Below are 22,920 nucleotides of genomic sequence, written 5' to 3'. Positions count from 1 at the left end.
GCTCATGCAAAGTTCCGACGCCACCTTGTCGACCGCCCGTTTGTCGCGAGCGACGGACGATATCCGGGTCGTGGACGACGCCCCGATCAGCGCCGCCGGTCTGAAACTCCCGGTGCGTATGACCGTCATTCGGCTCTCGAACGGTGATCTCGTGCTGCATTCGCCGGTGAGATATTCGCCGGCTCTCCGCGGTGAGCTGGAGCGGCTTGGGACGATAAGGTACTTGCTCGCGCCGAATATCGCGCACTGGATGTTCCTGTCCGAGTGGCAGAGCGAGCTGCCGCAGGTGACGACATTCGCGGCGCGCGGTCTTGCGGCACGCAGGCAAGTGCGGGCGGCACGCATCCGCATCGACCGCGAGTTGGGAGACACAACGCCTGAGGAATGGAGGGCCGACCTCGAGGCCGTCTCGGTGAATGCTCCGATGTTCTCCGAGATCGAGCTGTTCGACAAGCGCAGCCGGACACTGATCCTGACGGATCTCGTGCAAAATCTCGATCCTCATGATCTCAGCGCGCCAAACGAGACCGCGGCGAACTTCCTCGGCATTTCCAAGCCAAACGGAATGGCGCCGGTCTATCTGCGGCTGCTGCTGCGCCTCGGCGGCCGTTCGGTGCGATCCGCAGCCGAGCGGCTCATACGGCTGTCTCCGGAGCGGGTGATCTTCGCGCATGGCGACTGGTTCGAAGCGAACGGAACCGAGCGTCTCCGGCGATCCCTGCACTGGCTGCTTCCGGCGGGCGGCTCCGGATCTGAGCCGCGGCAAATGACTGGCACGCGCGTCGTCATCACCGGAGCCTCGAGCGGAATCGGGCGTGCTGCGGCGCTGGCCTTCGCCGGCAAGGGCGCAAGCGTGGTCCTGGCGGCACGCCGTGCTGAAGCCCTGACGAGCCTCGCCGCAGAATGCGAGGCGCTCGGAGGCCGCGCATTGGCGATCCCGACCGATGTCACCGATGCCGAGGCGGTGCAGCGACTGGCCCGAGAGGCCGAAGACGCCTTCGGCGGCATCGACGTCTGGATCAATAACGCCGGCACTGGCGTTTTCGGGGCCTATCAAGACGCGGATATCGCGCTTCATCGCCGAACGATCGAGGTCAATCTCCTCGGCACGATGCATGGCGCTTTCGCGGTGCTTCCGATCTTCCTCCGCCAGAACCGCGGCATCCTGATCAACAACATCTCGCTCGGCGGCTGGGCGCCGACGCCTTTCGCTGCGGCTTATACGGCGAGCAAGTTCGGCCTGCGCGGGTTCACGGCGAGCCTGCGCCAGGAGCTCAGTGCTTACCGCAACATCCATGTCTGCGGCGTCTTCCCGGCCATGGTCGACACGCCGGGCTTCGTCCACGGCGCCAATATGTCCGGCCGAACGCTTGATCCAGGTCCGCTGCTGTATCAGGCGCAGGACGTTGCCGAGACTTTCGTGAGCCTCGTTCGCGCACCGCGGGACGAGGTCGCCGTGGGCTGGCCGGCCCGTGCCGGCCAAATTGCCTACGCGATGGCTCCGCAGATCACCGAGAACATCGTGGGAGCTGCCTTCCGCTATCTGCTGTCGCGCGCGCGCGCGGCGAAGAGCAGCGAGGGCACCATGATTGAAGCTGGTCCGCAGGGCACGTCGATCGATGGCGGTTGGCTGTCACGCAAGCAGCTCCCACCTGCCGGGGTCATCAGTCAGGGGCTCGCGGCGCTGGGACTGGCTGCGGGCGTGGCTCTCCTGGCTTCAGCAGTTGCGCGTCGCGCCGGCAGACCGGGACAAGGCGTCAGCAAATACAAACAAGCCGTGCCGAGGCAGATCACGGCAGCGCGTAGGCCCGCACGTAATCGCCGAGTTTAGTTCCGAACGAGCCGTGGCCGCCGTCGACCGTGACGACATATTGCTTGCCGCCGGCCTCATAGGTCATCGGCGTCGACTGGCCGCCGGCAGGAAGGCGGTCCTGCCAAAGCTGTTTGCCATCGCGAACGTCGAACGCGCGGATGTAGTCATCCATCGTTCCCGTGATGAAGATGACGCCGCCCGCGGTGACGATCGGGCCGCCGAGCATGGGAACGCCGAGCTTGAATGGCAGCGGCAGCGGGGCCTGATCGCGGATCGTGCCGATGCGATGCTGCCAGACCACCTTGTGCGTCCTAAGATCGATCGCTGCGATGTTGCCCCAAGGCGGGGCAAGGCAGGGGATGCCGAGCGGTGAGAGGAAAATGCCGAGGTCGACTCCATAGGGGGCGCCATACATCGGTTGCACGCCGAGCTCGGTTCCCGGCGGATGCGCCGCGTTCGGCGCGGCCGGATTGTCTTTCCCGCGCGGCACGAGGCGCGAGACGAAGGGAATCGATTGAGGGTTCGCGATCGCGATCTGGCGCTGCGGATCGACGGCGATGCCGCCCCATTCGAACATGCCGAAGTCTCCGGGAAACACCAGCGTGCCTTGTTCCGACGGCGGCGTGAACGGCCCCTCATAGCGCAGGCGCTTGAACTTGATCCGGCAGGCGAGCTGGTCGAACATCGTGCTGCCCCACATCTGCGCGTCCGTCAGTTTGCCCGAGGGGCGGAAGCTCAATTCCGAAAAAGGTTGGGTTGGCGACAGCCGGTCTCCCTTCGCGGCGCCCTGAGGCACCGGCTTCTCCGGTGCGGGCACCAGCTGACGCCCGTCGCGGCGGTCGAGCACGAAGATGTCGCCGGTCTTTGCCGGGATGTAGATCGCCGGCGTCACGCCGCCGTTGGAGCGCAAATCGACCAGACTGGGCTGCGACGGCATATCCATGTCCCAGAGATCGTGGTGCACGTTCTGGAACGACCAACGCAGTTTTCCGGTCGAGACATCGAGCGCAATCAATGCCGAATCGTAGCGCTCCTTTTCGGGCGAACGGCCGCCGCCCCAGATATCCGGAGAACTCGAGCCGAGCGGCACGTAGACGAGTCCGAGCTTCTCGTCGACCGCCGAAATGCTCCACGAATTGGGTGAGCCGGCCGTAAAATGGTGCGAGGCCGAGGGCATCTCGTTCGGATCGGAATTGCCGGCATCGAAGGCCCAGATCAACCGTCCTGAATAGATGTCGAAGCCACGAATTACACCCGACGGCACGCGGTCGGAATAATTGTCAATGACCGCTCCACCGACGATCAGCACCTTGTCCGTGACGACGGGCGGTGAGGTACCCTCGTAGAAGCCGAGTGTCTGGATCTCGCTGCCTTGCTTGAGATCGATCTGCCCCTGGTTGCCAAAACCTTGGCAAGGCACGCCGCTCTGCGCATCGAGCGCGAACATCCGCCCGTCGTTGGTCGGTACGAAAATGCGTCCCGCACAATCGCTCGGCGCCGGCGTGCCGTCGGCAGTCACCGCGCCGGGCTTGGTCGCGTGATAGGCCACGCCGCGGCAGGTCATGTGCTGGAACGCCTTGTTGTGCTGGACCTGCGGGTCAAACTTCCAGCGCAGTTTTCCGGTCGCAGCTTCGAGCGCGAACACGATCTGGTGCGGCGAGCAGGTGTAGAGGAGATCACCCACCTTGAGCGGCGTTGCCTGGTTGGTGATCTCGTCGGGGTCATCAGGGCCCTTGTGGTCGCCGGTGCGGAATTCCCAGGCGAGCTTGAGGTCCTTGACGTTGTCCTTGGTGATCTGGCTCAGCGACGAAAAGCGCGTACCGAAGCCGCTGCCGCCGTAGGCCGTCCAGTTCTGGCCGGCAGCGGGCTGGTCCGGTTCGGGAGACGCAATGGCTCCCTTTGTTTCGCCCTCAGGTATCGTGCCGGCAAGATCGCGGCGATCGCTCGTCAGGGAAATGCCGACGGCGATGGCTGCGGCGACCAGCACAAGGCCAAGCGCCCATCGCGCTGCGCGCAAGCGGGGCGCCAGGCGGGAGGCAATGAAGGGCAGCATCAGCCACAAGCCAAGCGGCACGAGCACGTCGCCGCGCGGCGCCAGCGACCAGAAATCGAGGCCGGCCTCCCAGATCGCCCAGGCCATCGTTCCGGCCAGCAGCGCGGCATAGGTCCAGAGCGCCTCGGCACGGCGGCGCGCGAGCAGCCAGCTCGTGAGTAGAAGCATGATGCCCGCGACCAGATAGTAGACGGAGCCACCGAGGGCCGCGAGCCAGGCACCGCCAGCCAGGAGGGCCAATCCCATGATAGCGACGACCACCATGGTGATGGCCAGCAATGGCGCGTCACGGAACCAATTCGTTGAACGATGCGTCGGAGGCATGATGGTCACTTCAGCGTATAGAGAAATGCCGCGATATCCCGCGCGTCCTTCTGCGGGATGCCCATTCGCGGCATGGCATTGCCCGGCAACGCCCTCTGCGGATCCTCGATCCAGTCGGCCATGTTGTCCGGCGAATTGCGGATGTAGCCGGCGATGTAGGTTCGCGTGCCGATCCGATGCAAGGGTGGGCCGACATTGCCTTCGGCGCCGGCGATACCGGGAATATCGTGACAGCCGCCGCACTGGTACTGCTTGACGAGGTCGGTGCCACGACGCGCGTCGCCTATGAAATTGTCCGGACCCGCAGCCTCGCAGGCGGCGGTAGCGGTAGCCAGGAGTGCAGTGACTAGCAATCTTGTGATCGGATTCACCATCGCTGCTCCGCTCGGCCGGTCAGGGCTTCTGGCCGAAATTGAAAGACTTGGTGGCAGACCAGGGATCGGTCGTCGAGACCTGCTCGCTCGGGACTTGCTCGACCTCGGGCGACGGCAGGTTCGCCGAGAAGGTGCGGCCCCATTGGTGGCGCGGCTCGTTGCTGATCTTGCCGATATAGGTGACGAGGTCCCAGATCACGCTGTCGGGCAGCACGCCGCCCCAGGCCGGCATTCCGTTGGGCCGCCCCTGGTAAATCGAGAGAAAGATGTTCTCGGGCTGCGAGCCGTAAGTAAAGGTGTTGTTGCTCAGCGCCGGCCCCATGCCGCCGCCGCCATTGGGTGCGTGACAGCCGACGCAGTTGAAGTTGACATAGTAAGTCATCCCGCGCTGCTGCGCGTTGGGATCGCCTTGCACTGGGTTCTTGATTTGCGGCGGGTCCGGCTGGGCGCCGGGATGGAGGTGACTGACCGGAACCTGCATGAAGACGCCGGGCCTGCCATTGCCGACGCTGCCACCGAAATTCGGGCGGGGAGACAGCGTCGGCATCTGCGCCTCCTGCGACTGCGGCAAAGTCTGCTGCGCCAGCCCCGCGCCATTCGGCACGACCGCCAGCAGCAACGAAAGGGCGCTCGCGCGCAGTACTGGAGCAGACATCACTCATGTCCTCCCGATACCGCAACCGGTTGGTCCACCAGCGGAACGCCGTAACTGCGCAGCAGAGAAGTGATCTCGGACCGGTGTTCGTCGATGAATGCATTCAGTCGGTCGCGCAAGGCGTCGTCGCCTTTGCGCACGCCCATCGCGATGGCGAACTGGAATTGCTGAGGTGCAAAGCGTTCGTAATCCCGGATTGGCGTGACCGTCAGGGGGACGGGAGAGCGCTGGGCGAAATATCCGCCGAGCGGACCCCAGGCTGCGGCGACATCGAGGCTGCCGCTTTCGACGGCTTCGATCAGGCGCGCCGGCGGATCGGGTTGGCGATAGTCACCGTAGATGGAGTAGCCGCGGACGTTATCAACGATGCCCTGGTCGCCGAGCACCTGCGCCGGCGGCGGATTGTTGCCGTCATCGCCGATCAGGTGCACGCCGATCACAAGGTGATGCAAGCGCGGATCGAGCAGGGACGAAAGCTCAAGGTGCTGGTCCTGCCGCGTGACGAACACGTAGCTCGAGCGATAATAGGGCTTCGTCGTCTCGACCAGATCATAGCCGGACGGCACGCCCATGACGACGTCGCATCTGCCGGCTTTCAGCGTGTTACGGATGAAGCCGCGGCGCTGCGCCCACCAGGTGTAGGAGACCTGCTGGCCGAAATGCTCGGCCATCATGGCCGCGAGCCTGTTCTCGAATCCTGCTTCGGCGCTGTTCGAGAACGGCAGATTGTTGGGATCGGCACAGACGCGAAGCTCGCCCTCTGTGGCCGGCGCAGCCGTGGTCGCGAACGCGAGAAGAAGCCCAAGGACGAAGCCGAGGTGATTACTTGGAAGGCGCATGGCTGGTGTCCTCACCATTCGCGCCGCCGAGCTTGAACACCAGCAGCTCGCTGCCGCCAGCGGTGTAGAACGGCAGATCCTGCGTGGCGCCGGTGAAGCCCAGCGCGGCGTTGCGCACGCGCTGATCGACCTCCGCATTGGCGACCACGCCCGGCCAGCCGCCGACGCCCGACAGGATCGCGACGTATTGCTGCCCGTCGGAGCCGCGATAGGAGATCGGTTGGCCGATGAAGCCGGAGCCGGCACGGAATTGCCACAGCACGTGCCCATCCTTGGCATCCACAGCTTTGAAAAGGCGGTCCATGGTGCCGTAGAACGCGACGTCGCCAGCCGTCACCAGCGCGCCGCTCCAGACCGGCAGCTTCTCGTGAATCTCCCAGACCTTCTTGCGCGCGACAGGGTCCCACGCCATGAACTCGCCGCGATAGCCGCCGGGGCCGGCATACATGTCGACGTCGGCGCCGACATAGGGCGTACCGGCGATGTAGCCGACTTGAGAAGCCTTGAAGTTCATGCAGAGATGCTGATGCGGAACGTAGAGCAGCTTTGTACGCGGTGACCACGCGCTCGGCTGCCAGTCCTTGGCGCCTGGAGCGGTCGGGCAGATGTTCTCAACCGTCTTGCCGACCAGCGGCGTCTTCTCCTCGTTTGGGATGATCTTGCCGGTCTTGAGGTCGACGCCATTGTAAGCGTTCACGAACTCATATGCGTCCGCCGAGATGACTTCACCGGTGGCGCGATCCATCACGTACATATAGCCGTTGCGGCCGGGGTGGATCAGCACCTTGCGCGGTTGTCCATTCAGCTCGAGGTCGACGAGCACGTTCTCGTTGATCTCGTCGTGGTCGAACAGATCGTGCGGGTTGACCTGGTAGGCCCATTTCGCCTGGCCCGTGTCTGGGTTTCGCGCGAAGATCGATGCGCTCCAGAGATTGTCACCGCTGCGCTGGTTGGCGTTCCACGGACTAGGATTGGCGGTGCCGTAGTAGATCAGATTCAGATCGGCATCATACGAGATCCAGCCCCACATCGTGCCGCCGCCGACCTGCCAGCGGTCGGCCGGCCACGTCTTCACGCCGAGATCCTTGCCCTTGAGATTGTCATAGAACGGCTTGAAGTCATCGCCGATCAGCACGTCCTTGTCTGGGCCGGTGGCGTAGGCGCGCCACATGATCGCGCCGGTGTTCTCGTCGAGTGCGGTGACCCAGCCGCGCACGCCCATCTCGCCGCCGCTGTTGCCGACAAGGATCTTGCCCTTCACCACCACGGGAGCCATCGTGATGGTCTCGCCCTTGTTGATCTCGCCGAGCTTCGTGTGCCAAAGCTCCTTGCCGGACTTGGCGTCTATCGCGACGGTGTGGTTATCGAGCGTGTTGAGGAAAATCTTGCCATTGTCGAAAGCGAGTCCGCGATTGACGACGTCGCAGCAGGCAACGCCCGCGGCAGCGGGCTCCGGCTTCGGTGCGTAGGACCATTTCAATTCACCGGTCGTGGCATCGAGTGCGAACACACGGTTAGGGTAGGGGCCCGCATAGGGGCCGACAACATACATGGTGCCGTCCACGACGAGCGGCGCCGCCTCCTGGCCGCGATCGACGCCGACCGAGAACGTCCACGCAAGCTGCAGGCGCGATGCATTGGACGCGTTGATCTGGTCGAGTTCGCTGTAGCGGGTGTTGGCATAGTCGCGCGCCGCCATCGGCCACTGGGCCGGGTCTTTCATCCGGCTAGCCAGATCGGTTTGTGCCGAGGCGGACGACACCACCGCCCAGCAGGCGCACGCCACGCTCAGCAAACGCGTGAGACCACGCACTAACATATGTAAAGATCTCCACGGCGGTGACGAGGCCGTACGCCATTGCAGGCCGGTTTACGAACCTACAAACGTTCCGCCTTCGCTTGGTTCCAAAATGGTGAGGCCGACGAGTTATCTCACGACGTTGCCTGACACGCCGGCGCCGAGGTCGACTGCGATCTGATCCTCTTTGCCGTTGCACTTGGGATGACCAAATCCCGACGGGCTTTTGCCGTCGGGGCCGATGTCATAGATGATCGCGTCCTTCATGTTGGGACTGACGCCAGCGGGCACGCGGTCGAGCCCGAGCTGGTGACGCACGCGCCAGGCCACGTTGTGATCTGCGCAGGAACTGTCGCCGCTGACACCGAGCGCGCCCGTGATGCCGTTGCCGTCATAGAGCGCCAGCCCGCCTCCGAACACGATGGTGCCGCCGATCGGCTTGCCCACCATCGGATCGTTGGCCGTGCCGAAATTGTCCGGAGATCCGGCGTATAAGGCTTCCGGGGACGGTGGGTTGCCGAGTGCCGCGCCGAACAGGAATCCGCCGGGCTGGGCACCGGCATACAGATTGGCCGTCGCCATCGCCTTGTCCTTCAGGCTGAACGCATTCGCCGTGTTGGCCTTTTCGGCTGCGATGGCCCGGCTGCCAAGCCACTGATCATCGGCCTTATTACCGCTGTAGGCGACGGCGCAGACGACGCCCTGTCGATCGACGACGGCAGCCCATTCGTTGTTGTCGAGACCTCCGTTGCTCGGGCCGCCGCCCGGCTTGACACTCTTCTTGAGGATGTCCGCGAGCTTGTCATGGTCGACCGGGCACGAGATCCCTGGCCGGGGTTGATCCTGCGCGTTCAAGACTGCAGGCATCGCGAATGTCGCGGTGAAGACAGCCGTTGCGGCCATGACGGATCGTTTTTTCATGTGAACTCCGTGGAGTGTCGCAGTCGGCAGGCGAACGTCCGAAGAGAAGTTGCGGTTCCTATGCAGCGTCGCTCAGCCCGGATGTTGAAGGAGCGGCAGGTGGGAATGCTCGCCGTTCGCAGTCAACCACCGATGAGCGAAGAACAACGCAGCCCCCGTGTAGAGTATGCCCATGGGCACCCACATCAGGATGCCGGCGAGTTGCTGGTCCTCCAGTGCCGAGAGGCCGAATTCGCTGGCGAGAGCGCCCTGGCCTGGGATCCACAGCCTCGGCGACACTGTCAGCAGAGCCCCCAGCACACCCGAATGCAAAATCGTAATGAACAGGCACGCGACAGCGATGCCGTCGCGAATTCGTGTGTTACGACCCTGACCGCGGCCATGCAGCAGCACCCACCAGAACAACAGCGCGCTTGCGAAGAAGCTGATGTGCTGGAGACGATGGATGGCCGTATTCTCAAGCGCCGACGCATATAGCGGCGGTGCATGCCAGATCCAGAGCGCTGTGCCATGGAGGGCAGTCGCGCTCATGGGGTGCCTGACAAAACGCCACGGCCACGCCAGTATCGGCAGATTGAGCATGCGACCCGCGGCCGGGCGCAGCCGGGCTGGCAGACTCCACAGCATTGGCCCATTGATCCGGGCGTACGCCATCAGCGGTGCCGCGACCACCATGAGCAGTTCGTGCTCGACCATGTGCGCGGTGAACAGACGCTCGCCGAGCCAGTGCAGTGGCGAGGTCACGGCCAGCGCGGCCACCAGCCATCCGGTCCAGAATGCGGCCACCTGGCGGAAGCTGACGCCGCGGCCGCCGCCCGCATGATGCCAGAGCCGCTGGGTTCCGACATAGAAGCCGATACCGACGGCATAGAGCGGGGCCATGAGCCACGGATCGTAGCTCCACAGCGAGCCGGGATCGACCTCCGATAGTCCGTGCGCTGCCGCCGGTCTCGCGAGCAGTGCAAGCAGCAGTGCTGCAAGGCTCAGCGCAGGCATGGGTTGATCATGAGCGAGGCGGCGAACTGGTTCGCAATCACCAGCGCAAACAGCACGCCGAAGCCGACGCCGACCCAGGCCATGAACGTCCGTGGCCCGCCGCCTTGCGCATCCGTCCATTCAGCCCCCGCGCGGCGTCGAACCGCGCGGGCGGAAATGACAGTGCCCGCGAGCGAGACGACAGCCAGAACCGCACTCATGATCGCGCCGCTGATCCTGGTGTTCTCACAGGAGAAATGCGTCAGCACGTAGACCCCTTGCAGATTGATGCCCCATGCGAGAGGCCCCAGTGCAACACCGGCCCAATAGAGCAGTCTGGAACGTCCCTCGGCTTCGGTCATAGGCGCGGCACCCAATCGAGCAGGACATAGAGCGGCAGCCAGGCGAGCACGACGAAGTTCCAATAAAACACGTTATCGGTCACGTCGCTGAAACGGCGCGGTTTCGCATGGCGCGTGAACATCAATACCGCCAGCACGACCGTGTCGCCGAGATCCGTGGCAAGGTGAGTCGTGTGTAGACCCAGAATGAGCCATACAACGGAGCCATAGGCTGAATTGTCCCAGCGGGTGTTGAGATGCGCGAACTCGAAGCCGCGCAGCACCAGCAGCGCGATGCCGATCATGGCCATAACGATGAGACCGATCCGCACCTTCGCGAGATCCTGCCGGTGTGCGGCGCGGTTGGTGAACTCGTTCGGGATGATGCTTAGTACATAAATCACCGTCTCGGCCGTCCCCGGCCAGAGATCCGGCGGGGATGCTCCGATCGGCCAGGTCGGGTTGACTGCGTAGAGATAGAGGTAGGCGCCGATGGCAATGGCAAAGCCCATGCCTTCGAGGGCCATGAAACCCATGGCGCCCCACCACGGACCGCTGCGCGGACCGTAGCCGTAAGTCGGCAGGTCCGAGACGTCGCGGACGATCGTCTGTCTCACTCCTCGTCCTCCTTGCTGCCGGTCGGCCAGAACCAGCCGATCAAGGTCACGGCCATCGGCGGCGTTCCCCACAGCACGGCCCAAGGCGTGAAGATCGACCCGATGAAGAAGATTGTGGTCGCGATCGCCGTGAGCAGCGGCCAGATGTTCGGCTCGGGCGAAGCTTCGCGGGTCTGCGGCTCGGCTTCCGCCAGCGAGGTCAGGAGAACCTCGCGGCGTTCGGCGCTCAGACCCGCGACCACGGGCAGGCTCTCGCTATCAGCCCACAGCGGATCGCGGTGTTTGACGACCGGAATGCGGTCGAAGTTCTGCGGCGGAGGCGGTGACGAGGTCGCCCATTCCAGCGTCGAGGCATCCCAGGGATTGTCACCCGCAAGCGCTCCCTTGCGCAGGCTGTAGATTACATTGACCACAAGCAGCGCGAAGCTGAGCGCGAACACGAATGCGCCGATGCTGGACAGCAGATTCAAATGAGCCCAGTCCATGTCGGCGGTGTAGGTGTAGACGCGGCGCGGCATTCCGATCAGCCCGAGGATGTGCATCGGGAAGAACGCGACGTTGAAGCCGATGAAGGCCAGCCAGAAATTCCAGCGCCCGAGCCGTTCGCTGAGCATGCGGCCGGTGATCTTGGGAAACCAGTAGTAGACCGCGCCCACCAGCGGGAAGACGGCGCCGCCGATCAGCACATAGTGGAAGTGGGCGACGACAAAATAGGTGTCGTGCACCTGGGTGTCGATCGGGACCGAGGCGACCATCACGCCTGACAGGCCGCCGAGCACGAAGATTACGATGAAGCCGAGCACGAACAGCAGCGGTGTCCGGTAAACCGGACGCCCGTCCCACAGCGTGGCCAGCCAGCAGAAGATCTGGAGTCCGCTCGGCACAGCGATCAGCATGCTGGACGCCGTGAACAGCCCGGCGCCGAGCTGGGGCAGGCCCGTGACGAACATGTGGTGAACCCAGAGGCCGAACGACAGGAAGCCGGTGGCGATCAGGGACAGGATAATGACGGGATAGCCGATCACCGGGCGGCGCGCGAAAGTGGCGAGAATCATCGACACCATTCCCGTGCCCGGGATGAAGATGATGTAGACCTCGGGATGGCCGAAGAACCAGAACAGATGCTGCCAGAGCAGGGGATGTCCGCCCGAAGACGAATCATAGAAGCGGGTGTTGACGAGGCGGTCCAGGATCAGCGACGTCGATGCGACCATGATCGACGGCATCGCGAACATCACCAGGAAGGCGGTGACCAGCATGGCCCAGACGAACAGGGGGATGCGGTCGAGGGTCATCCCTGGCGCGCGGAGCTTGAACACGGTCACGACGATCTCGACGGCGACCGCGAGCGCCGCGACCTCGGTGAAGGTGATCATCTGCGCCCAGACATCGGCCCGCTTGGTGGGCGTGAACTGCAGACTGGAGAGCGGAACGTACGAAAACCAGCCGACGTCGGGGCCGACGTTGAACAGAAAGGAGATCCACAGAAAGCAGCCGCCGAACAGAAACATCCAATAGCTGAAGGCATTCAGGCGCGGAAAGGCGATGTTCCGCGTGCCAACCATCAACGGCACCAGATAGACGGCGAACGCCTCCATGACAGGCACGGCGAACAGGAACATCATCGTCGAGCCGTGCATCGTGAAGACCTGATTGTACTTGTCGGCCGAGAGAAACGTCTTCTCGGGCCCGGCAAGCTGAATGCGCATCAGGATCGCAAGAACGCCGCCGAGAAGCAGGAAGGCGAATGCGGTCAGGATGTAGCGACGTCCCACAACCTTGTGGTCAACCGACATGAGCGCACCGACAAGTCCAGACGGCGTGCGCCACACCCGCTCGAGCTGCGTCGAAAGCTGCAGGCCGTTCAGGACGTCGTCGCGCAACTCATTTGGTTCAGCGGCCATGCTCACTTGAGCTGCTCCACATAATGAATGATGGCGATCAGCTCGTCCGATCGCAGCGGCATCTTCGGCATCAGATTGCCGGGCTTGATGTGCTGGGGATCGGCGATCCAGGCGCCGAGCGTCGCCGGGCTATTCGGCAGCGTCCCCGCCGCGATGCTCGTGCGGCTGCCGATATGCGTGAGATCCGGGCCGAGCTGCCCGCCCGCCAGCGTACCGCTGATGTTGTGGCACAAGGCGCATCCGCGCGCCCGGAACAGAGCCTCGCCCTGTTTGCCGAGCTGATCGGTAGGGCTGTTCGCGCTCTGGTTTTCATGGTCGCGCCAGCGGCCGAACTCGTCGGGCGACATCGCGATCACGGCGAACGCCATGTGGGCGTGCTGGATCCCGCAGAACTCGGCGCATTGCCCGCGATAGATGCCCGCGTTCTTCGCCGTGAATTGCAGCTCGTTCTTCTGCCCGGGGATCAAGTCCATCTTGCCGGTCAGGCTCGGCACCCAGAAGCTGTGGATCACGTCGGCGGATTCCAGCTCGACCTTCACCGGCTGGCCGGTCGGGATCCGGATCTCGTTGGCGGTCACGAAACTGTGGTGCGGACTGTCAGCCTCATAGCGGACCTCCCACCACCATTGGTGGCCGATGATCTTCAGGATGTGGGCTTTCTCGTCCTTGGCAAAGACGGTGCGCTGACCGGCATAGCTGACGAGCGAGAGCCCGAGCACGATGATGGTGGTCGCAACGCCAAGTGCGAGGATCACGCGCCCGGAGCGTTCCTCGAAGGCCTGGTGAAGATCGAGCGGCCGATCGGCCGCACGCTTCCGCCGCAACATTCCGACGCCCAAGACGATCACGACAGAGATCCAGACGATCGCTGCTACAGCGAGGAAGATGAACAGCGTGTGCAAGATCCGGCCCGATTGCGGCCCCTGAGGGTCAAGCGCCGACTGCCGGCCCGCGCACGCAGCAAGCGGCCACGTCATGCACAACACCAAAACCCTTCGCACCCAGACCGGCATTGACGTTTTGTCGCACTCCGCTTCACATGCGGAACCGGTCAGGCCTACAAAGGTTCCTATGCGCTGATCGGAGCGATTGGCCGAAGAGGGATATGTCCGACATCGATCACCGGACTAAAATGGCCACCCCTTCGCAGCGATCACGATGGCTGCGTCGCCTGCGGCCATCAGCAACAGGACGGCGAGACAGGCGATGATCGCGCCCGGCTGGGCAAGTACGCGCAACTCTCCGAGCATGTGTCGGCTCCAAAAGCACAGCAATGCCGCGATGACCCTGAGGGTTCCTGCGGATGTGCCGGGAGTTGACGGGCGAGCGCCGGAACGAAGGCTCGACATCGCGCGTTCCTGCGACGGATTCGAGGGTTCACGTGCCGCGCTATCATTTCGATCTGGTCGATTCGAAGACCGTTGCAGACGAGGGAGGTGCTGAATTGCCTGACGACATCATGGCGCTGGATGTCGCCGAGGAGATCGCGAAGAGGCTCCTTGCAGTGCGTCCCGAACTCAGAAATCGTCATTTTTCCATCCTGGTCACGAACCAGGAGGGTGAGGAGATCGGCAAGGTGCCACTGGATGTCCTGCACTGAAGCCTTGGCCTGACATGGCATTGAGGATCACGGCGTTGAGGATCGGAGTGATCTCGGATACGCACGGCCTTCTCAGACCTGAGGCCGAACACCGTCTTGCGGGGGTGTCGCATATCCTCCATGCCGGTGATATCGGCGCGCCGGAGGTTCTGGAGAGGCTTTGCCGAATAGCGCCCGTCACCGCCATCAGAGGAAACGTCGACGTCGGCAGTTGGGCGAGGCGCTATCCCGAAACCGAAACAGTGCACCTTGGCGCTCGTTGTTTCTACCTCCTGCACGATCTCAAGGCGCTCGCCATCGACCCTGCGGCAACCGGTGTGAACGTGGTGATATCAGGACATTCGCATCGGGTGCAGGTCAACACGATCAACGGAGTGCTTTTCCTGAATCCCGGGAGCGCCGGTCCAAGGCGCTTCAAGCTGCCGATCACGCTGGCAACGCTCGATCTGGATGAGAACGGCGACCTGCGGCCCACCATCCATGAGCTCGACGCGTGAACGAGGTACGTGCGTGGCAGCTAGTGGGTATTCGATTTTTGCCACCGTTCCAGATCAATGGGGGGACGCTTTGGGTCGATCTGCTCCTTCTCGGGATTTCCCTGCCAAGGCTGATCCGTCTGCCGGTGGGTTGGCAAATCGGTCTGCTGTCGCGGATCGTCGGCCGGGGTTTCTCTCGGGTCGTTCTCAGGTGCTTTCGCTCTCGGCATAAGCTGTCCTCTCTACAATTTGTCGAAGCGGCGGCACGCGATCAGCGTACCCCAGCGATGATTGCGGCCACGCGGCGCGAATGCTGATCGACGATGACGAGATCATTCCCGGCGATCAGGTACTGGTCGCCCCAGAACCCGTTCAGAACTTGCGTGACCTCGGGCGGCAAGTCGGCCACCTCGGTCTGGCGCGGCACCGAAGTACCGATCATCATTTCGAAATTCGGGCGATCCATCGTCGGGCCATGCGCCGATGAGATGATGGCGCGGAGCTGCTCGCGCTGCTGAGCGTTGAGGCCAGCCGGCTGGGAGGTCTGCTTCACATCCCGCGCACGCGCGCCGGTCGCGTCCTCATTGCGGGCCGGGTTTTCCTTGGCAGCTTTGCTGACGGCTTCGTGCTGCGTCGGAACTCCCGTGCCGACCGTCGTCGCCGCCGCACCCTTGTCTGCTCCTGTGGAGGGGCGGCCCAGATAGTCGGTTGCCCCGAACATCTGCGGGACGGCGAACCAGACAATGAAACCTACAAACAGAACCGCGGCCACGACCGATCCCGCCATCATCAGCTTCCGGGTTCCGTCCTTCTCCGTTTTCCGCGATAGATCCTTGACCATGAACTGAAAGCCTTCGGTATGAACTGCGGGGTCAACACGGGCAGGAATCCTTCGTTCCTAGGGGCATGCATCAGCATCGATCAGGAACGACCGCCGCCGCATCTCATTGCCAGCGCATGAGGTCGCGAGACCTAAACACGGAGCATGCAATGACCAAAATGCCCCCCGTACCGCCAGAGCAGCGCAGCGACAAGGGACCCGGATCTGATCCTGGAATCGAGACGGACGAAAAAGTCCCCGGCCGTGAGAACTTCGACACGCAAGGACGTCATGGCAACATCAAGCAGAACACGACGAACCAAGGCTACCAGCAGGATCGATGAATGCCACACAAGAACTCAGACACTGAGCGCTTCGGTGGTCCGGGCTCCTCGCGGCAGGACCGCAAGCACCCCTGAAAAGGGAGGTCGCGAGCACGAGCGCCCTGCGCCCGGAACGCCCACCAACGACCGCAAATCACACGTCTCCGGAGGCGGTGGTGAGCGCGATCAACATCACACGCACGATGATCGTGAGAGGAACTGAGCAATGGCTAGGACAACTTCGAGCTTGATGCTGATCGCGTTCATGGCGACGGCGTCGATAGGGGCCGCCTCGGCGCAGAGTGGCGGTGGCGGTGGCGGCGGCGGCGGTTCGGGAGGATCGGGCGGATCAAGCGCGAGCAGCACGAGCGGCGGCACCGGCGGTGCCACAAGCCCTGGGTCGGCCGGCGGTGCCTCAAGTCTCGGGTCCGCAGGTCCCGGGTCTGCAGGTTCTGGGTCTGCAGGCCTTGGGTCTGCGGGAGCTACAAACCAGACTGGCGGTGCATCGCCCAGCCTGGGCAATCCAGCCGACGCGGCCGCGGCTTCGCGCGGCACGACGGTTACCGGCACGAACACCGCTGGAACGGCCCAATCGACCGGTGGGGGTCCGCGAGGATCGACTACGGTCGGGCGGGCGGGCAATCCTGCGGGAGGAACCAACAGCGGACGCATCGACGGAACTGCGACACCCGGTCCGTCGATGCCGGGCGACGCCGAAATACGCTCGGAGAACTCTCAGGATTCCCACGTCGATCGGAAGATCAAGAGCATCTGCAAAGGTTGCTAGATCGGCTATCAGGACGCCGGGTTTTCCGACGTCCAATCGAGGTCGTCCTCGCATCGAGGTTCGGGGTCGGGCGAGCAGGGCTTGATCTTCAGGTCGTCCTCGAGCCTAGGCTTGCCCTCGCCGCTTTCGACCAGACCAGCGTCTTCGGCTTTCTTCAGCGTTTCCTCTTTCGTTGAAAACGTTCGGCTCAGTCTCTCGCCATCCTTGAACAACGCATACGCCATCTCGGCTCCTCGCAGTTTGAATCATCGGCAACTCTGACGGGGCGGTCACACACGGCCACCTCCGAGCAGTTTGCGGTGCCCGCGGAATTCTCCAATGTTGAATTCACAAGACGCTGCGACTGTTTCGAACGTTCCTATCATCGCCGTAAACCGCCGAGCGATGCTCCGCCTGATGTTATCGGCATCGTGGCATGAGCCGGCAGGTTAACGCAGGTTATTGGCACAGGAAGCGCGTCATGATCATAGGAACGGCAGCACTGAGGACGGTTTGTCCATCATCCAGATGCCGACCGGCGCACGAGTCAATTCATGAAAGACAGCAATTCATCCAGCTTCCCGATTTCCGCGGGTGTCCTTCTCGGGCTTGGTCTGGGCGGGTTTTTCGACGGCATCGTGTTTCATCAGTTGCTGCAATGGCATCATATGTTAAGCGGCTGGTACCCGCTCGACTCGATCGAAAACGTCAAGCTCAACACGACCTGGGACGGCATCTTCCACAGCGCGGCCTATGTTGTTGTGCTCCTCGGCCTGTATGTGCTGTGGCAACGGGCGCGCAGGTCCGACATTCACTTGTCGGGCAGCCGGTGTCTCGGCGCGATCTTGCTCGGTTGGGGCATCTTCAATCTGGTTGAAGGCGTGATGGACCATGAGATCTTGAAGCTGCATCGGGTGAATGAGACGGTCCCTGACGAGCAGCGCATCTTCTGGGACATCGGCTTCCTGCTATGGGGTGCGGCCATGCTGGTTGTCGGCGTCGCCGTGGCGCGTGCTTGCAAGCAAGGGAGGGTCCATGCGGAAAGCAGTCTACAGGCTCGCTAGAGCGACCCCGCCGGCTCTGGTCTATGCCATTTTCATATTGCTGCTGGTGCTGGCGATGGCACCGGTGTTTCGCATCGTGCTGTTTGGTGTGTCGCTGGACGATCTCCTGCAACTCCGTTGCTTCAATCCCAACTGATGCGCGGTTATCAACGCCTCATGTCCGTCCGGAGGTAATATGGTCGAGTTCAGGCTTCCGAAACACTCCCGCGTCGAAAAGGGAAGGATCTGGCCCAAGCCGGACAGCAAATCGTTGCGCGAATTCCAGGTCTATCGCTGGAATCCCGACGACGGTCGCAATCCGCGGCTCGACACCTACTTCGTCGATATGAGCGATTGCGGGCCCATGGTGCTGGACGGTCTGATCTGGATCAAGAACAACATCGACTCTACGCTGACATTCAGACGGTCCTGCCGCGAAGGCGTGTGCGGCTCCTGCTCGATGAATATCGCCGGCCAGAACGCGCTCGCCTGCACCAAGTCCATGAGCGAGGACGTCCCGCAAGGCGAGCCGCTGCGCGTCCTGCCTTTGCCGCACCAGCCCGTGGTGAAGGACCTCGTTCCGGACCTGACGAATTTCTACGCCCAGCTCGCATTGATCGAGCCTTGGCTGCAAACCGTGTCGCCCACGCCGCAGAAGGAATGGCGGCAGAGCCATGAGGATCGGGCCAAGCTCGATGGGCTGTACGAATGCATCCTCTGCGCCTGCTGCTCGACGTCGTGCCCAAGCTATTGGTGGAATTCCGAGCGTTTCCTCGGCCCGGCGGCCCTGATCCAGGCGGCGCGGTGGGTCAATGACAGCCGCGACGAGGCGACGGGCGAGCGTCTCGACAAGCTCGAAGACCCCTTCAGGATCTATCGCTGTCACACCATCCTCAACTGCGCGAAGGCGTGTCCCAAGGGCTTGAATCCGGGCGAAGCCATTTCCGGATTGCGCCTCAAGATGGTCGAACGGAAGTTCTGATCGGAGATGGACGCTCCCCGCAGAAAGGAACAATGGCTGCGGCGTAGGCTTATCGACCAAACTGGAGGCGCCCGATGGGCAAGAAACAATTCGCCGCGTTGCCGTTCACGCTGAACAATTCCGAATTGCGCGTGATGCTGATCACGACCAGGCGCAAGGGCAGGTGGAGCGTCCCGAAGGGATCTCCGATGCGCAAGACGGAGCCGCATCGTACGGCTGCGCTGGAGGCGTACGAGGAGGCCGGTCTTGTCGGCGTCACCGCAAAGCGCGCGCTCGGGTTCTTCAAGCATCGCAAGCGGAAGGGTGATCGCAAGCGGACCATGGACGTCGCCGTCTTTCCCATGAGGGTCCACGGGCAGGAGCGCTGGTGGCCGGAAAAGGGAGAGCGCGAAGCAATCTGGGTCTCGCCGAAGAAGGCGAGCCGTCTGGTGCACAAGGCGCAGCTTCGGCGTCTAATCGCACGCTTCGCGGCGCAGACGGAGAAGACCCCCTCCTCACCGTTGGTCGATGCTGTGACTCGAGGAACCCGGGTGCCCTCCAATAATTCAAGGTAGATGAACCAGCAGGCGACCGGACACGCATTCGAGGAGCGACCGCCTCATGAGGTCCTGGCCGCTGCGGTCAAGCGGCGCTGCGCGATCCTGTTCGTCGGCGCCGGCGTCTCGATGGCTGTCGGCCTGCCGTCCTGGCAATCTCTGATCGACCATCTGCTGGATGACCTTGGACTTGAACGCAACGTGATCGATGGAATGCACGGCGGCTACCAGATGCTGGCGGAGTACTACCGGCTGAAGCGCGGCGGAATTGGCCCGCTCCGCAGCTGGCTCGACCGCAACTGGCGCGTCGACCCGGACAGGATCGCGGCCTCACGGCTCCACCAGCTGATTGTGGAGCTCGATTTTCCGACCATTTACACCACGAACTACGACCGCAACCTCGAGACGGCATTCGAGGTTCTGGAAAAGCCCTATGCCAAGATCAGCAACGCAAAGGACATTGCAAGCGCCCGTTCCGGCGTCACGCACATCATCAAGTTTCATGGCGACTTCGACGACGATGCCTCGCTCGTCCTGACCGAGACCGACTTCCTCAACCGGCTCGCGTTCGACTCGCCACTCGATATCCGGTTTCGCGCCGATGCCTTGGGCAGCACGCTGCTTTTCATCGGATACAGCATGTCCGATCCCAACATTCGGCTCCTGCTGCACCGGATTTGGCAGAGTTGGGACGAATCCGGGCACCGCCAGGATCGACCGAGGTCCTTCGTTTTCGTCACGCAACGCAATCCTGTGCAGGAAGCGGTGTTGGCGAATTGGGGCATCACCACCATAGCGCCGCCTGACGGCGTCAGCCTGGATGATGGTGTTAGCCGATTTTTGCTGGACATCCGCCAGCGTATCGACCGAAAGACCTAACGCGGACCCTGGCGCGCTGAAACGCTGATGTCCATTCAAGTCCGAGTTGGTCAGCTCACTAGCGCTCGATCGTGCCGATCCGCCGGATCTTCTTCTGAAGCAGCATCACGCCGTACAGCAGCGCCTCTGCAGTCGGCGGGCAGCCGGGCACGTAGATGTCGACAGGCACGACGCGATCGCAGCCGCGCACGACCGAGTACGAATAGTGGTAGTAACCACCGCCGTTGGCGCACGACCCCATCGAGATCACGTAGCGCGGCTCAGGCATCTGATCGTAGATTTTGCGAAACGCCGGCGCCATCTTGTTGGTGAGCGTGCCCGCGACGATGATCACATCTGACTGGCGTGGCGACGCGCGCGGCGCGAATCCGAAGCGTTCGGCGTCATAGCGCGGCATCGACATCTGCATCATCTCGACCGCGCAGCAGGCGAGCCCGAACGTCATCCACATCAGCGACCCGGTTCGCGCCCAGGTGATCAGCTCCTCCGCGCTTGCCGTGAAGAAGCCCTTGTCCGCAAGATCGTCGCGAATCGTCATGAAGAACGGATCGGAAGCGTTGTCCGGCTGTCCCTCACCGGGCCGGCCAAATCCGGGGCTGCCCGGTCCAGGCCGGCCAAGCGAAGGGCCTGAGTTGCTGACGTGCGGAGAGCTGCCTGCCATTCTTGTCCCTGAGCGCTGCGGTCGTTCGGCGATGCGACCACCCGCTCCGGGAAACAGTCATTTGCATGCGGCGTTCCAGCGGCGGCAAGGGGATTTGTGTTCTGTTATCGCAGGTTAGCTTCGGGTCCGGTGGCCGGACCCAACGTTGGCATCACGGATCACCCTAGGAACGATCCACCGAAACTACGGTTGGCGGCAACAAGGCCCATGAAATGGAGAACATGAAATGACGAACGCAGCCCGCGATACATTCGTAGTCGGATTACGTAATGCGCATGCGATGGAAGTGCAGGCGCGAGAGCTGATGGAACGTCAGTCGGAACGACTGGACGAATATCCCGAGGTCAAGGCCAAGGTCGCCGCCCACCTTCAAGAGACCAACGAGCAGCTGAAGCGCTTGGAGAGATGCCTGGAAGCCTGCGGCGAGAGTACCTCCAGCCTCAAGGATACGACGCAATCCATGATGGCGAACATGCAAGCCATGGCACATTCAGTTGCCGGCGACGAGATTCTCAAGAACACATTCGCCAACAATGCCTTCGAGAATTTCGAGATCGCTGCCTACAAATCTTTGCTCGCCCTCTGCGGCGCCGCTGGGCTCGCGGAGGCCAAGGAGCCGCTCGAGACATCGCTGAAGGAGGAGCAGCGCATGGCCGCCTGGATCGACTCAAACATCGAGAAGGTGACAATGGAATATCTGGCGCATCAGCGCCAGGCAGCCTGATCGTACTCCATCGCCATCACGGCGAGACCGCCGGTCCCGTCTGGTGCGAGACCGGCGGGTTCGGCCGCTAAGGTTGCCTGCGCTCTCATATGGGCTCGCAGGACCGAAACCCTCTCATCCGCGTTTTGCTGTCATGGCGCACATCATCTTCAGCGACTACCGCAATCCTGCTGCCGAACAGGCCTATGAGATCGCATGGGACTTTCTCGCCCGCAGCGGGGCGATCCACGATGAGTTCGAGGCGTGCGTATTTCTCGCCCAGCGCATCACCATGATGGTCGAGGAAGGCCAGGAAAACCGGATCCGGATGGCCAATCGCGCGATCTCCGAATACCAGTACCATCTCGAGAACTTCTGCAAGCGGGCCCGCGGCGCGGCTGCTTCACGGGCTTGAGAGCTTGCGAGGGCCCGTGGGTGTTTTCCGCTGATCACTGCCGATCGGCGATCGTCAGCTGGCCGCGTGCCCCGGTACGTCCGCCCCTGCGCGGTGCAATGGCAGGAACGAGTGCCGGCGCTTCCCCGGCCATGCGCATGGCGAAATAGGCGATCGTCGCCCTGAGACCGTCTTTGAGCGCCACGCGCGGGCGCCATCCCAGCGCTCGAACGGCTGTGTCGATCACCGGTTTGCGGCGCTTTGGATCGTCCTTGGGCAACTCCTCGAACCGGAGCGGGGAAATTGAGTCCGTGTACGCCAGCACGTCGCGCGCAATAGCCTCGATGGTGACCTCGTGGGGGTTGCCCAGATTGCACGGACCGGTAATCGAGGATGGACTCTCCATGAGCAGCTGGAGGCCGCGCACGAGATCGTCGACGAAACAGAAGCTCCTGGTCTGCGTACCACCTCCATAGATCGTGATCGGCTCTCCGCGAAGTGCCTGCACGATGAAGTTGGAGACCACGCGTCCGTCATTCTCCAGCATCCGGGGTCCGTAGGTGTTGAAGATGCGCGCGACCTTGATTTCGACCCCGTACATGCGATGGTAATCGAACATCAGCGTCTCCGCGGCCCGCTTGCCCTCATCGTAGCAGGCCCGGGGTCCGATCGGATTGACGTTGCCGAGATAGGTTTCGGGCTGGGGATGGACCTCGGGATCGCCGTAGACTTCGCTGGTCGATGCCTGCAGCACCCGGGCGCCTTTCCGCTGCGCGAGCTCAAGCATGTTGATGGTGCCGAGCACGCACGTCTTCATCGTGCCGACCGGATCTTTCTGATAGTGACGGGGCGACGCCGGGCAGGCGAGGCTGTAGATCCGGTCGATGTCGCCCTCGATCTCGGCGGGATCGCGCACGTCATGTTCGATGAAGCGAAAATTCGGATGATTGAGCAGCGGCCGGATGTTGTCGATCGTTCCCGTAAACAGGTTGTCGAGGCAGATCACGGTGTGGCCGTGCTGCAGAAGCGCGTCGCAGAGGTGGGATCCGATGAAGCCGGCGCCGCCGGCCACCAGAACGGTGGGAGAGCGGCGGGACGCGTTGATGCGGGTCTGAAGTGTCAT

28 protein-coding genes are annotated in these 22,920 nt (G+C 62.9%); 11 read left to right on the top strand and 17 right to left on the bottom strand.

All coding sequences use genetic code 11. From position 1 onward, the window contains the following. The first annotated feature begins 4 nt into the window (after positions 1-4). The gene (locus BRA471DRAFT_RS27185) at positions 5-1,831 is read left to right on the top strand and encodes an SDR family oxidoreductase (protein WP_007613170.1); all 1,827 of its coding nucleotides are present in this window, start codon (positions 5-7) and stop codon (positions 1,829-1,831) included. Here the strand turns inward: BRA471DRAFT_RS27185 and BRA471DRAFT_RS27180 are convergent. The 12 genes from BRA471DRAFT_RS27180 to BRA471DRAFT_RS40055 form a co-directional block, all read right to left on the bottom strand. Beyond that, entirely contained in the window at positions 1,791-4,190 is a 2,400-nt protein-coding gene (locus BRA471DRAFT_RS27180) for a glucose/quinate/shikimate family membrane-bound PQQ-dependent dehydrogenase (protein ID WP_007613169.1), read from the bottom strand. The two genes, BRA471DRAFT_RS27185 and BRA471DRAFT_RS27180, sit on opposite strands and share 41 nt — an antisense overlap. A 5-nt stretch (positions 4,191-4,195) precedes the next feature. After that, on the bottom strand, positions 4,196-4,564 hold the full coding sequence (locus BRA471DRAFT_RS27175; protein ID WP_007613168.1) for a cytochrome c family protein: 369 nt from the start codon (positions 4,562-4,564) through the stop codon (positions 4,196-4,198). A gap of 19 nt (positions 4,565-4,583) precedes the next feature. Beyond that, entirely contained in the window at positions 4,584-5,219 is a 636-nt protein-coding gene (locus tag BRA471DRAFT_RS27170; protein ID WP_007613167.1) for a cytochrome c, read from the bottom strand. Continuing rightward, positions 5,219-6,058 (bottom strand): substrate-binding domain-containing protein, encoded by an 840-nt coding sequence (locus BRA471DRAFT_RS27165; RefSeq protein WP_007613165.1) that lies wholly within the window; start codon positions 6,056-6,058, stop codon positions 5,219-5,221. Before BRA471DRAFT_RS27165 ends, BRA471DRAFT_RS27170 begins: the two co-directional genes overlap by 1 nt. After that, a complete protein-coding gene (locus BRA471DRAFT_RS27160; RefSeq protein ID WP_007613164.1) occupies positions 6,042-7,877 on the bottom strand; it encodes a methanol/ethanol family PQQ-dependent dehydrogenase in 1,836 nt (611 codons plus the stop codon). Before BRA471DRAFT_RS27160 ends, BRA471DRAFT_RS27165 begins: the two co-directional genes overlap by 17 nt. A gap of 108 nt (positions 7,878-7,985) precedes the next feature. Further along, entirely contained in the window at positions 7,986-8,777 is a 792-nt protein-coding gene (locus tag BRA471DRAFT_RS27155; protein WP_007613163.1) for a heme-binding protein, read from the bottom strand. A 72-nt stretch (positions 8,778-8,849) separates the two neighbouring features. Beyond that, positions 8,850-9,773, bottom strand: a complete 924-nt coding sequence (locus BRA471DRAFT_RS27150) for a cytochrome c oxidase assembly protein (RefSeq protein WP_007613162.1) — start codon at positions 9,771-9,773, stop codon at positions 8,850-8,852. Continuing rightward, positions 9,761-10,114: a hypothetical protein gene (locus BRA471DRAFT_RS27145; RefSeq protein WP_007613156.1), complete on the bottom strand. Its 354-nt coding sequence runs from the start codon at positions 10,112-10,114 to the stop codon at positions 9,761-9,763. Before BRA471DRAFT_RS27145 ends, BRA471DRAFT_RS27150 begins: the two co-directional genes overlap by 13 nt. Next, positions 10,111-10,710, bottom strand: coding sequence for a cytochrome c oxidase subunit 3 (locus BRA471DRAFT_RS27140; protein WP_007613152.1), 600 nt, complete (start codon positions 10,708-10,710; stop codon positions 10,111-10,113). The genes BRA471DRAFT_RS27145 and BRA471DRAFT_RS27140 overlap by 4 nt, the downstream gene beginning before the upstream one ends. Beyond that, a complete protein-coding gene (ctaD, locus tag BRA471DRAFT_RS27135) occupies positions 10,707-12,614 on the bottom strand; it encodes a cytochrome c oxidase subunit I (protein ID WP_035974314.1) in 1,908 nt (635 codons plus the stop codon). Before ctaD ends, BRA471DRAFT_RS27140 begins: the two co-directional genes overlap by 4 nt. A gap of 2 nt (positions 12,615-12,616) precedes the next feature. Continuing rightward, positions 12,617-13,591, bottom strand: coding sequence for a cytochrome c oxidase subunit II (gene coxB, locus BRA471DRAFT_RS27130; RefSeq protein WP_231170970.1), 975 nt, complete (start codon positions 13,589-13,591; stop codon positions 12,617-12,619). Between the two features lie 150 nt (positions 13,592-13,741). Then, a complete protein-coding gene (locus tag BRA471DRAFT_RS40055) occupies positions 13,742-13,864 on the bottom strand; it encodes a hypothetical protein (protein ID WP_007613138.1) in 123 nt (40 codons plus the stop codon). A gap of 131 nt (positions 13,865-13,995) precedes the next feature. On the opposite strand from BRA471DRAFT_RS40055, the gene BRA471DRAFT_RS27125 reads away from it, so the two are divergent. Both BRA471DRAFT_RS27125 and BRA471DRAFT_RS27120 read left to right on the top strand, forming a co-directional pair. Beyond that, positions 13,996-14,214, top strand: a complete 219-nt coding sequence (locus tag BRA471DRAFT_RS27125; RefSeq protein ID WP_007613137.1) for a hypothetical protein — start codon at positions 13,996-13,998, stop codon at positions 14,212-14,214. A 14-nt stretch (positions 14,215-14,228) separates the two neighbouring features. Beyond that, positions 14,229-14,711 (top strand): metallophosphoesterase family protein, encoded by a 483-nt coding sequence (locus tag BRA471DRAFT_RS27120; RefSeq protein WP_035974312.1) that lies wholly within the window; start codon positions 14,229-14,231, stop codon positions 14,709-14,711. A 20-nt stretch (positions 14,712-14,731) separates the two neighbouring features. On the opposite strand, the gene BRA471DRAFT_RS39835 is transcribed toward BRA471DRAFT_RS27120, so the two are convergent. Then, the gene (locus BRA471DRAFT_RS39835) at positions 14,732-14,920 is read right to left on the bottom strand and encodes a hypothetical protein (RefSeq protein ID WP_007613135.1); all 189 of its coding nucleotides are present in this window, start codon (positions 14,918-14,920) and stop codon (positions 14,732-14,734) included. A 41-nt stretch (positions 14,921-14,961) separates the two neighbouring features. Beyond that, entirely contained in the window at positions 14,962-15,531 is a 570-nt protein-coding gene (locus BRA471DRAFT_RS27115; protein ID WP_007613132.1) for a DUF1236 domain-containing protein, read from the bottom strand. 149 nt (positions 15,532-15,680) lie between these two features. Between BRA471DRAFT_RS27115 and BRA471DRAFT_RS39130 the strand changes: the two genes are divergently transcribed. Then, entirely contained in the window at positions 15,681-15,854 is a 174-nt protein-coding gene (locus BRA471DRAFT_RS39130) for a hypothetical protein (RefSeq protein WP_007613123.1), read from the top strand. 774 nt (positions 15,855-16,628) lie between these two features. On the opposite strand, the gene BRA471DRAFT_RS27105 is transcribed toward BRA471DRAFT_RS39130, so the two are convergent. Continuing rightward, the gene (locus tag BRA471DRAFT_RS27105; protein WP_007613119.1) at positions 16,629-16,844 is read right to left on the bottom strand and encodes a hypothetical protein; all 216 of its coding nucleotides are present in this window, start codon (positions 16,842-16,844) and stop codon (positions 16,629-16,631) included. 309 nt (positions 16,845-17,153) lie between these two features. Between BRA471DRAFT_RS27105 and BRA471DRAFT_RS27100 the strand changes: the two genes are divergently transcribed. The 5 genes from BRA471DRAFT_RS27100 (at position 17,154) to BRA471DRAFT_RS27085 (ending at position 20,039) form a co-directional block, all read left to right on the top strand. Next, positions 17,154-17,663: a DUF2243 domain-containing protein gene (locus BRA471DRAFT_RS27100; protein ID WP_007613117.1), complete on the top strand. Its 510-nt coding sequence runs from the start codon at positions 17,154-17,156 to the stop codon at positions 17,661-17,663. Beyond that, on the top strand, positions 17,635-17,799 hold the full coding sequence (locus tag BRA471DRAFT_RS38490; RefSeq protein ID WP_007613115.1) for a hypothetical protein: 165 nt from the start codon (positions 17,635-17,637) through the stop codon (positions 17,797-17,799). The genes BRA471DRAFT_RS27100 and BRA471DRAFT_RS38490 overlap by 29 nt, the downstream gene beginning before the upstream one ends. A gap of 39 nt (positions 17,800-17,838) precedes the next feature. Next, the gene (locus tag BRA471DRAFT_RS27095) at positions 17,839-18,624 is read left to right on the top strand and encodes a succinate dehydrogenase iron-sulfur subunit (RefSeq protein WP_007613113.1); all 786 of its coding nucleotides are present in this window, start codon (positions 17,839-17,841) and stop codon (positions 18,622-18,624) included. Positions 18,625-18,698: 74 nt separating this feature from the next. Then, the gene (locus BRA471DRAFT_RS27090) at positions 18,699-19,178 is read left to right on the top strand and encodes an NUDIX hydrolase (protein ID WP_007613112.1); all 480 of its coding nucleotides are present in this window, start codon (positions 18,699-18,701) and stop codon (positions 19,176-19,178) included. Continuing rightward, positions 19,179-20,039 (top strand): SIR2 family protein, encoded by an 861-nt coding sequence (locus BRA471DRAFT_RS27085; protein ID WP_007613111.1) that lies wholly within the window; start codon positions 19,179-19,181, stop codon positions 20,037-20,039. Positions 20,040-20,097: 58 nt separating this feature from the next. On the opposite strand, the gene BRA471DRAFT_RS27080 is transcribed toward BRA471DRAFT_RS27085, so the two are convergent. After that, positions 20,098-20,700: an NADH-quinone oxidoreductase subunit B family protein gene (locus BRA471DRAFT_RS27080; RefSeq protein ID WP_007613110.1), complete on the bottom strand. Its 603-nt coding sequence runs from the start codon at positions 20,698-20,700 to the stop codon at positions 20,098-20,100. 226 nt (positions 20,701-20,926) lie between these two features. Here BRA471DRAFT_RS27080 and BRA471DRAFT_RS27075 point away from each other — a divergent pair, with 226 nt between their 5' ends. Beyond that, a complete protein-coding gene (locus BRA471DRAFT_RS27075) occupies positions 20,927-21,424 on the top strand; it encodes a ferritin-like domain-containing protein (RefSeq protein WP_007613109.1) in 498 nt (165 codons plus the stop codon). A gap of 133 nt (positions 21,425-21,557) precedes the next feature. Next, entirely contained in the window at positions 21,558-21,818 is a 261-nt protein-coding gene (locus BRA471DRAFT_RS27070; protein ID WP_007613108.1) for a hypothetical protein, read from the top strand. Between the two features lie 34 nt (positions 21,819-21,852). On the opposite strand, the gene BRA471DRAFT_RS27065 is transcribed toward BRA471DRAFT_RS27070, so the two are convergent. Then, on the bottom strand, positions 21,853-22,920 hold the full coding sequence (locus tag BRA471DRAFT_RS27065) for a UDP-glucuronic acid decarboxylase family protein (RefSeq protein WP_007613101.1): 1,068 nt from the start codon (positions 22,918-22,920) through the stop codon (positions 21,853-21,855).

The sequence above is a fragment of the Bradyrhizobium sp. WSM471 genome, assembly GCF_000244915.1.
In the GTDB taxonomy this organism is placed as follows: domain Bacteria; phylum Pseudomonadota; class Alphaproteobacteria; order Rhizobiales; family Xanthobacteraceae; genus Bradyrhizobium.
Note: the sequence above shows the minus strand (reverse complement) of the source record. Positions and strands in the feature narration are given on the sequence as shown.